This is a genomic window from Streptomyces sp. LN549 (assembly GCF_043203805.1).
Taxonomy (GTDB): Bacteria; Actinomycetota; Actinomycetes; order Streptomycetales; family Streptomycetaceae; genus Streptomyces.
The window spans coordinates 1,530,546-1,541,233 of the sequence record NZ_JAZHRI010000002.1 but is presented as its reverse complement, the minus strand read 5'-3'; the positions used below and the strand labels follow the sequence as shown (position 1 = coordinate 1,541,233).

Here is a 10,688-nt window from a genome sequence, read left to right as displayed (position 1 = left end):
ATCCCTCACTAGTCGATTTCCGAGCTGAGCAGAATGATGAGATCTTCTTCCGACAGGCCTTCGGTATCCGCGAGATCCGCTGCGTCCACGTTCAGAGCGTCGGCCTCGGGGACGGACGCCTCAGCGGTCCCGGCGTCGGGTACGGGCACCTCGGCGGTCCCGGTCTCGGGTGCGGCCACCTCGGCCAGATGCTGGGCGAGCGCGTTGACCGACCCGTGTTCGAACATCACTGTTGCCGGGAGCGGTATGCCGAGGGCGGCGACGATCCGCGCATGCACGTTCGTCGCCATGAGCGAGTCCATGCCGAGCTGGAAGAAGCCCGCGTCCGGGTCGAGCTCCCGGGAGTCGAACTCCAAGGCTGCGGCCACCAGACCGAGGACGAAGTCCGCAGCGGCCGGCACCGTTTCGGCCGGCGGCAGCGTACGCAGTCGGCCGGCCAGTTCGGCATCGACGGACACGCGGCGCCGCTGCGGCGCGGCCGGTTTCGGTGCCTGCAGGGCGGCCGGGGTGTCGCGCTCGCGGTACCAGAGCTGCTCGTGCTGCCACGGCTGGGGCGGCAGCGGCACGGCCAGGGCGGGCGGACCGAGCAGCTCGTCGAACCGTATCCGCATGCCTGCGCAGTGCAGCGCCGCAGCGCCCAGCAGCAGGGGTTCCCCGGCCGAGGCGCCGGAGTTCGGTGCGGGCACGGCCAGCCCCTGCACCCCGGCGTCGGCGAGTGCCTGCTGAAGGCTGCTGGCGAGCGGCTGCCTGGGGCTCAAGTCGACGAACGCACCGGCACCGAGGCCGATAGCGGTCTGCGCCGCGTCCCAGAAGCGGACCGTGCGCCGCATGTTCTCGAACCAGTGCTCGGGCCCGAAGTCGGCGCCTTCGCGGACCTGCCCGGTCACCGAGGAGATGATCTGCGGATCGGCCTGGCGCGGAGTCAGCCCGGACAGCGCGGCGAGCAGTCCCTCGCGCATCTCGTCCATGGCCGAGCTGTGTGTCGCCACCGCCTGGCTCACCAGCCGTGACGGGATGTTCTCCGCCTTGAGCTCGGCTGCTGCCTTCTCCAGCGCGTCCTGCGGGCCGGAGAGCGAAGCGGACAGCGGCCCTTCCGACGAGGCCACCGCGAGCCCGTCGAAACGCCGGGCCAGCTCGGCGAGCCGGTCAGCCGACGCGGCGACCGCGAGCATCCCTCCGTGTCCCCGCCGCGCCTCGACCGCCGCGCTCTGCGCACAGATCACCCGGGCGCCGTCGGTGCGGTCGAGCACCCCGGCGAACCGAGCCGCAGCCACCTCGCCGAACCCGTGACCGACGACGGCCTGCGGGCGGATTCCCGCCTCCGTCCACCAGGCGGCCAGGGCGAGGCTGATCGCGTACCGCACCGGCTGCACCAGGTCGATCCGCTGCTCGTCGTCGATGCCTTCTATCAGGCCGTGGATGCTGCGGCCGAGCCACGGGCGCAGAGCGTCGTCGCAGTCGTCGAGCATCTCCCGGAAAGCGGGGCTGTCCTGCGACAGCTGCCGCACGGTCTCCGCCCAGCCGCTCTGCGCGTGCGCGGAGAAGGCGAACACCGCGCCGGTCGGCGCATCCTCGGCACGCCCGCTCACCACACCGGGTGCGAATCCGGACTCCGACCAGGCGCTCAGCCGGTCCGCCGCCTCGCTCGCGGTGCGGGCCACCACAGCGAGACGGTGTTCCTGGTGCGTGCGCCGGGCGCTCGCCGTGTGCGCGATGGCCCGGAACTCCGCGTCGCCGGCCGGGGCCGCGTGCAGGAAGTCCCGGTGCGCGGTCGCCGTCGCGGCCAGCAGGTCCTCGGTGCGGGCGGACATCGCCACGATGTACGGCGGCGCCGGGGCGGGCGCGGCCGGGGGTGCGGGCGCGGGTGTGGGCGCCGGTCCGAGGATCGCGTGCGCGTTCGTCCCGCCGGCACCGAAGGCGCTGACCGCCGCGTGCCGGAAGCGCTCGGCCGCCGTCCAGTCCTGGCCCTGCTCGGCGATGGCCAGCCGCGTGCCGGTCAGATCGATGTTCGGGTTGAGACGGTCGAAGTTCAGGTTGGGAATGATCCGCCCGTGCTTGAGACACAGTGCGGCCTTCACCAGCCCGGCCAGTCCGGCAGCCGACTCCAGATGACCGATGTTGGTCTTCACCGAGCCGAGCACGCACGGCGGCGCCTCGTCCGCGCGCCCGTAGGTCGCGGCCAGCGCCTCGACCTCGATCGGGTCGCCGAGAACCGTGCCCGTGCCGTGCGCCTCGACGAGGGTGATCTGGTTCGGTTCGAGGGCGGCGGACTTGAGCGCCTGCCGGATCACCGCCTGCTGCGCCCGGCCGTTCGGCGCGGTCTGACCGTTGCTCAGCCCGTCCTGGTTCACCGCGGAGCCGCGGATCACCGCGATGACCGGGTCGCCCGCGGCCACCGCGTCGCTGAGCCGGCGCAGCGTGACCGCGACCACACCCTCGCCGCGCGTGTATCCGCTCGCGGAAGCGTCGAAAGTGCGACATCGACCGTCCGGGGACAGCGGCATGCCCTTCGCGTGGGCGACCGCCGTCGAGGGGGAGAGAATCAGGTTCACGCCGCCGACCACGGCCAGGTCGCTCTCGCCGCTGCGCAGGCTCTGGCAGGCCAGGTGCACCGCGACGAGCGAGCTCGAGCAGGCGGTGTCCACGGTCAGACTCGGGCCGCTCAGGTCGAACAGGTAGGAAAGCCGGTTCGCGATCAGCGAGTTGGTCCCGCCGGTGATCGTGTACGTGTCCGCCCAGGACGGGTCGGCCACCTGGAGCTGGAGGTAGTCAGCGGAGTTCACCCCCACGAACACGCCCGTCGCAGTGCCGGCAAGCGCCTCCCGGGAGAGTCCGGCCCGGTCCAGCGCCTCCCAGGCGACCTCGAGGAACAGCCGCTGCTGCGGGTCCATCCGGGACGCCTCGCGCGGCGAGATGCCGAAGAAGTAGGGGTCGAACTCGTCGACCCCGTCGACAAAGGCGCCGTACTGCATGCGCATCCGGCCCGGCGTCTCCGGGTCGGGGTCGTAGAAGGACGGCCCGTCCCACCGCGAGGCGGGGATGGGCGTGATGGCGTCCACGCCGCCGGAGAGCAAGTCCCAGTAGTCCTCCATGGACCGGACGCCGCCCGGTAACCGGCAGCCGACGCCGATCAGAGCAATCGGCTCGCTGCGAGTGCGCTCCAGCTTCTCGATGCGTTCCCGGAGGCGTGCGACGATTCGTGCGGCGTCGGGCGCAGGCCGGGACGCGACGATGGGGGAATCTGTCATGTCAGAGGTCCTCTATGCGTGCTTCGAGGAGTTCGAGCTCCCGTATCAGGCTGTCTCCGTCATCCGCACCAGGCAGGAGCGCGGATTCGTCGGGGGCTCCGGGCGGCACCGGCTCGGGCGGCCGCACAGAGTCGGCGTCATGCCGCGGCGTACCCAGCCCGATCTTGTCGCTGAGGTACGGCACGAGCTTCCGGACCGTCGGGTAGTTGAAGATGAGGCTGGAAGACAGCTCCACGCTGAACTTGCGTTCCAGCCTCTTGCGGAGCTCGACCGACATGAGCGAGTCCATGCCGAGCTCGTGCAACGGCTGGTCGGCGCCCACGCGCTCGGGACTCGTGCCCACGATCCGTGCGATGGCCGTCCGCAGGGTGGACTCGACCTCGGCCACCGGGTCGGCCGCCGTGAGCAGCGCCGACACCGACTTCTCGGCGGCCGCGGGCTGAGCAGACTCCGCGGCCTGCACAGAACCGCCGGACTCCGCGGCGGATGACGCGATCCGTAACGTGTCGGACCGGCGCACACGCAGCCCGCGGATCGTCATCAGGTCGCCGCCGGCGGAGTCCAGCATCTGCACTTCGGCCCGGGTACCCCCGGCGCCGTCCGCCTCGAGCCGCACGTGAACGGACACCGTGCCGGACGGCTTGCCGGCGAAGGAGATCGAATCGGCTCCCTCGACCAGCACCACACCAGAACCGCCCGGGTTGCCACCGCTGAGCACGGCGGCGCTGACTGTCTGGAAAGCAGCGTCGTACGCGGAGCGCGGCAGCCGCGTACCCGACAGCGCGAGATCCCGCGCCGTGAGCGTGGCCTGCGCGACTGCGCCACCGTCGAGGGCCCGGAAGGCGGTCACCCGCCGGTACTCGGGGCCGCACTCGACGCCGTTGTCGGCCAGCAGCCGGTAGAAGCCGTCCTCCGTGAGGACGTCCGGCGCGGAGAGCTCCATGTCGTGGCGCAGGGGGCTGCGCCCGTCCGGCGTGACGTCCTCGGCCCGGAACACGGCCTCGGCGAGCAGGACCGGGTTCGGACCCCCTCCGCCGTCGAAGACGCGGAAGCGGGCGCCGCTGCCCTCTTCGGACAGCACCGACTGCACGAGCCGCGGCCGTCCGGTCTGCGGTGCGAGTGCGGAGGCGAACAACAGGTCGGAAACAGTGAGTTCCGCTCCCGGTATCACCTCGTCGACCGCAGCCGTCGCCAGCGCGAGGTAGGCCGATCCCGGCACCACCGCGATGCCCCGGACCTGGTGGTCCGCGACCTCCGGTATCTCGGAGGTCAGCCGCGTCTGCCAGTAGTGCAGCCCGGGTTCGACCGCCGAGTCGAGCCGGGCGCCGAGCACCAGACCCGTGCCGGCCGCGTACTCGGAGTGCACCTCGCGCTCAGCACCGGAGAGTCCGGGGATCGGGAAGTGCTCGCGCTGCCAGGGGTAGGGCGGCAGGTCCACCAGGCGGGGCTCGCCGGGGTGGAGAGCCGTGCTCCCGTCGACCTCGACACCTGCGACAAAGGCGGCCCCGAGCGACTGCAGCATGACAGCGCGCCCGTCCTCGTCGCGGCGCATCGACGGGACGACCGTCACCTGCCGCCCGGCGTGCGCGGCAGTCTGATCGATCGCAGTGGTCAGGACCGGGTGCGGGCTGATTTCGACGAACACGGAGATGTCCTCGTCGAGCAGCGACCGGACCCCGTCCGAAAGCGACACAGGCTCGCGCAGGTTGTCGCACCAGTACGCGGCATCCATGCCGGAGCCGTCGACGAGCCGGTTCAGTACGGTCGAGTGGATCGGGACCCGGCCCGCGGTCGGCCGAACCTCGCTCAGCCGCTCCAGCAGGCCGTCCATCTGCGGGCTGTGCGCGGCCACATCGGCCGGCACCCCGCCGTGCCCGGATGTCCCGCCGAGCAGAGCGCTGCCCAGGCAGATGATCCGAAGGCCGTCGTGCAGGGTGAGTGCCCCGCTCGTGTACGCCGCCGCCACCTCACCCGTCCCGTGGCCGGTCACCACGTCCGGCTCAACTCCCCAGGACCGCCACAGCTCGGCGAGTGCCACTTGGACGGAGAAGAGCAGCGGCTGGGCGAGCTGGACGCGCTGACCGGTCAGTGGCACGTCGGCCGCGTTCGAGCGCAGCTCCTCGAGGATCGACCGGCCGAGCATCGGCGCCGCCTCCGCGTCGCACTCGCGCAGCGCCGCCGCGAACACCGGCTCCTCGGCCATCAGTCTCCGGGCCATGCCGGGCCACTGCGAGTCCGGACCCGGGAACACGAACGCGGTCCGGGGCCGGCCGACGGCGGGCTGCTCCGAGGCCCGGGCGGCCTCCGTGTCGCCGCCCTTGGCGAGCCGGTCCAAGTCATCGGCCAGGCCGGGCAGATCCCGCCCGACCGCGGCGAGCCGGTACGGAAAGACGGTGCGGCGGGCCGTGGCCCGGCAGACGTCTGCCACGGTGATCTCCGGCCCTGCCGTGCGCAGCGCGCGGGCCGTGTCCTCGGCGTACTGGAGCAGCGCCTGCGGACTCTGCGCGGAGAGGGTCAGCAGATGCGCCTTCGGCTCGTCCGGCGGCACCGGCTCCCAGCCGAGCGTCCGCAGCCGGCTGAGAGTGTCGGACAGCCCGCCGCGCGCGTCGCCGCGCCGCATGGTGCCGAGCGCGACGGGGAGGCCTTCGGCGCCGTCGGTGTCGCCGACGGCGGCGGCGGCCTCATCGGTGAGCTGCGTCAACGCGTGCAGCAGCACCGGATGGGCGGTGATCTCGAGAAGTACCGAGGCGCCGTCAGTCATCGCCCGGCGTACGGCGTCGTCGAATCGGACCAGGCAGCGCAGGTTCTGCGCGAAGTACGCGCCGTCGACCTCACGCCAGTCGAGCGGCTCCGCGGTGACCGAGGAGATCATCGGTATTCGACCCGGGCGGGGGCGCAACTCGCCGATGTCGCGCACCAGGTCCTCGATGACCTGCTCGATCGCCGGGCCGTGTCCGGCCACATCGACGTCGATCATGCCGGCCTGGGCACCGGCCGCCTTCGCCGCGGCCACCACTGCTTCGAGCCGAGGGCGGTCGCCGGAGATCACGGTGGAACGCGGCCCGTTGCATGCGGCCACGGTCACCGCGCCCTCTTCCGGGCCGAGGAGTTCCCGCACCTCGGCCACCGTGTACTCCAGGGCGGCCATGCCGTGGTCGGGGCGGGCCATCTGGTACTGGTACCGGCTGTAGTGGTAGACCAGCGACGTCGCCTGTTCCACGTCGAGGATTCCGGCTATCACGGCCGCCGGGATCTCGCCGATGCAGTGCCCGACCACCGAGGCCGGACGCACCCCGGTGTGCTCCAGCCAGCGGGCCAGGCCGACCTGCACTGCGAACAGCAGCGGCAGGACCACGTCAAGGCGCTTCCTGTCCTCCTGGCCCGTGGCGAGCTTCTCGGCCAGGGACCAGCCCGCCAGCGGGATGAAGGCGCGGTCGCACTCCTCGACAGCGGCGCGGAAGATCGGCTCCGCGCGCATCATCTCGACACCCATTTCCGCGTACTGGTGCCCGTGCGGGGAGCAGGCGAAGAGGATGTCCGGGCTCGGCATGCCCGTCGGCGCAGCGACCGACGACGCGGTCTGCTCCGGGGCGTCGGCCACGGGCAGCTCACGGGTCAGGGGCTCGTCGCGTCCCTCGAGAACGACGTGCACGTTCGTGCCGCCCCAGCCGAACGCGCTGACTCCGGCGAGCGGGCGCGCGTTCTCCGGCCAGGCCTCGCTCTCGCGCGGAACGCGCAGGCGCAGTCCTTCGAAGTCGATGTGCGTGTTCGGGGTCGCGAAGTGCGGGTTCGGCGGGATCCGGCGATGCTGCAGGCAGAGCGCCGCCTTGATCATCCCTGCGATGCCCGCGGCGCCTTCGAGGTGGCCTATGTTCGCCTTCACCGAGCCCATGACCAAGTCCGGTGCGTCCTGCTTCCGCCCCACGGTGAGCGCCGCGCCGAGGGCAGAGGCCTCGATCGGATCGCCGAGAGCGGTTCCCGTGCCATGCGTCTCGATGTACGCGACGTCGCGCGCATCGACCGCCGCCGTTCTGTAGGCCTGGCTGAGCACTTCCTGCTGGGCGATCGGGTTCGGAGCGGTCAGGCCGTTGCTCTGCCCGTCGTTGTTGGCGGCCGATCCCCGGATCACACACCAGATCCGGTCGTTGTCGGCGAGCGCGCGCGACAAGGGTTTGAGGACGATGACGCCGCAGCCCTCGCCCCGGCCGAATCCGTCGGCACTCGCGTCGAAGACCTTGCACCGGCCGTCCGGCGCGAGAGCGCCGAAGCCCTGCAGCGCCTCCGTGGTCCGCGGGTCCAGCAGCAGGTTGACCCCGCCCACGACGGCCACGTTCGACTCCCCGGTGGCCAGGCTCTGACAGCCCAGGTGCACGGCCAGCAGGGAGGACGAACACGCACTGTCGACCACCAGGCTCGGCCCGCGAAGCCCGAGCGAGTAGGACAAGCGGTTGGCGATCATGTTCAGGGAACGCCCGCTCGCCATGTACGCCGAGGCCGGGCCGGCCGGTGCCGCTCCCAAGTCGGCGTAGTCATGCCAGATGGCGCCGACGAACACCCCGGTGCGGCTGCCGGTGAGCCTGCCGTCGCCGAGCCCCGCGGCGTCCAGCGCCTCCCAGGCCACTTCGAGGAACAGGGACTGCTGCGGATCCATCTCCTGCGCCTCGCGCGGGGAGATACCGAAGAACAGCGGATCGAACCGATCGACGGGGCCGCGCAGGTATCCCGCTTCACGCGGTCCTGATCCGGGCTTCCGCCGCCCCGACGGTGGCGGTCCGACCAGGTCGGCGCCGTCGCTCAGCAGTTGCCAGAACTGATCGATGTCGTCCGCGCCCGGGAAGCGGCAGGCCATGCCCACGACGGCGACGGGCTCGCCGCTCACAGGGGCCCCCGGACCCTCCATCGCTCCTGGGACCGTGGGTTCCAGCTCCTGCCCGCCGATCAACCGCGCGACCAGCCGCTCGACCGTCGGGCATTCCCACGGGAGCGTGGCCGGAAGCCGACGGCCCATCAGTTCGCCGAGCGCCTCGACGAATCCGACGGCCTTGAGCGAGTCGAGTCCATAGGCGGAGAAGACGATGTCGTCACGCAGAGCGGCGGGATCCATGCCCAGCCGGGCGGACAACTCGGCGCGCACCGCAGCGGCCAGGTCGGCAGCCGGATGATCGGCCGACTGTGTTGCTTCCATTCAAAGCCACCCCCCGAAGGCTACCCGAAATATGAAAGATGCTTTTGTGCACCCTCATTCGACTCGCCAAGGAGCAAGAGTCAATATGACCAAAGAGGGTGTGTTAACAGTGCCGTTACATAAGTTGTCGTGCCCTTCCCCCCGGTGCCCCGAAATTGAATTTCTCTCAGGGGCACCCCGCGATGGATGACCTTGGCAGGCGTCGCGTCGGCTTGTCAAGCTCCTTGACTTGGCACCAAGATCGACTCGCTGAGCCCTGGTGTCGAGGGCAATTCCGTTTACATAGGCAGTGGGCAGGCCTGGCCGCTGGACCCGGGTGGCGAGGTCAATTCCGTTTAGATAGGCGGAAGTTGGGCTCGGTCGCTGAATCCTGGTGCGGAAGTCCAATTCCGTTTGGATAGGCAATGGGCGGGCCCGGGTGGTGGCCGGCGGGAGCTGGATGGTGGGTGGCCCGGGGGTGACGGATGCCGTGGTCGGGGTATCCGGGCGCACGGCTGGGCATGCTCGACGCCCTCTCCCATTACCTGCGGGCGCAGGCCTGGCGGGAGAGGGCCGCGGCTGCCCATGGGCCGGGGCGGGAACGGGGCGCGGCTTGCTGGTGGCGAATTGTCATGACCATGGGTGCTGCCGCGATGAACTGCAGGGTGCAGTGGACCGGAAAGCGGCGCGGCGTAGGCCCGGTACTCCCTCTTCATTGGCGATCGCGGCGTGCAACTGACTTGCGCCACGGACGTCCGGGCCTGTTCGGGTGTGGAGGCCTTCGGCCGGGTCGGGCGGGCAGGCCGAAGCCGCTGACGTCCCGGCGTCGGCCCGGCAGGAACCCGAGACCCGCCCCATGCGGTAGGGCGGATCGTCACCCTGGCCGTCGCGCCCGGTGGTCGAGCCGGTACTCCACGGCATCCTCGTGCCCCGAAGGTGAGTGCCGGCGGGTCCCGCCCCGTGCTCCGGCATGCGGAAGCGATCTCGTCGATGAGGGACTGCTGTGCGGGGCCGGCGAAGCGCTCCGGGTGAAGATCCGCCTCCGTGGGGCCTGGGCCTGGTTACGTCGTCATTGCGCGGTGTTACGCGTTCATTCGCCGATCAGCGGACCCGTCCGCCGGGCGGGGCCCTCGGTCGCGCCGCGAGGCTCCCGCCGGATGGTCGCATGTCTTTGCATAAAAGTGCAGAGATGCGTATAGTCATGCCATCGACGAGGAGGATTTCGATGGTGGTACGTGCAGCAGTGGCAGGGGCGAGCGGATACGCCGGCGGTGAGCTGCTCCGCCTTCTGTTGGTGCACCCCGAAGTCGAGATCGGGGCCCTCACCGCGAACTCCAACGCGGGCCAGCCGCTCGGCGCCCTGCAGCCGCATCTGCGGCCGCTGGCCGGCCGGGTGCTCCAGCCGACCACCGCCGAGGTGCTCGCCGGGCACGACGTGGTCTTCCTCGCCCTGCCGCACGGACAGTCCGCCGCAGTGGCGGAGCAGCTCGGTGACGAGGTGCTCGTGGTCGACATGGGGGCCGACTTCCGGCTCAAGGACGCCGCGGACTGGGAGAAGTTCTACGCCTCGCCGCACGCAGGGACCTGGCCCTACGGTCTGCCCGAGCTGCCCGGTGGGCGGGCAGCACTGGCGGGGAGCAAGCGCATCGCGGTGCCCGGCTGCTACCCGACCGCCGTATCGCTCGCGCTCTTCCCGGCGTACGCGGCCCAGCTCGCCGAGCCCGAGGCTGTGATCGTCGCCGCCTCCGGTACCTCGGGTGCGGGCAAGGCGGCCAAGCCGCATCTGCTCGGCTCCGAGGTGATGGGCAACATGTCGCCGTACGGCGTCGGCGGTGGCCACCGGCACACGCCCGAGATGATCCAGAACCTCAGCGCGGCCGCCGGTGAACCGGTCACCGTGTCCTTCACCCCGACCCTCGCCCCGATGCCCCGCGGCATCCTCGCCACGTGCAGTGCCAAGGCGAAGCCGGGCGTGAGTGCCGAGTCCCTTCGCGCCGCGTACGAGAAGGCCTTCGCGGACGAGCCGTTCGTCGATCTGCTCCCCGAGGGGCAGTGGCCCGCGACAGCCGCCGTGTACGGCTCCAACGCCGCATCGATCCAGGTCGCGTACGACGAGTCCGCCGGCCGGATCATCGTGATCAGCGCCATCGACAACCTCGCCAAGGGCACCGCGGGCGGGGCCCTGCAGAGCATGAACATCGCTCTCGGACTGCCCGAGGACACAGGACTTTCCACGATCGGCGTCGCTCCGTGAGCGACGAAGACGCAGCCGCCGG

The 10,688-nt window shown here is 71.2% G+C and carries 3 protein-coding genes; 1 reads left to right on the top strand and 2 read right to left on the bottom strand.

Translation table 11 applies throughout. The annotated features are described in order from the left end of the window. Positions 1-8: 8 nt before the first annotated feature. Together SH922_RS06845 and SH922_RS06840 are read right to left on the bottom strand one after the other, a co-directional pair. Positions 9-3,248, bottom strand: a complete 3,240-nt coding sequence (locus SH922_RS06845) for a type I polyketide synthase (protein WP_393055898.1) — start codon at positions 3,246-3,248, stop codon at positions 9-11. A gap of 1 nt (position 3,249) precedes the next feature. Beyond that, a complete protein-coding gene (locus tag SH922_RS06840; protein WP_393055895.1) occupies positions 3,250-8,433 on the bottom strand; it encodes an acyltransferase domain-containing protein in 5,184 nt (1,727 codons plus the stop codon). Between the two features lie 1,204 nt (positions 8,434-9,637). Between SH922_RS06840 and argC the strand changes: the two genes are divergently transcribed. Continuing rightward, positions 9,638-10,666, top strand: coding sequence for an N-acetyl-gamma-glutamyl-phosphate reductase (gene argC / locus SH922_RS06835; protein ID WP_393055892.1), 1,029 nt, complete (start codon positions 9,638-9,640; stop codon positions 10,664-10,666). The last annotated feature ends 22 nt before the right edge of the window (positions 10,667-10,688 follow it).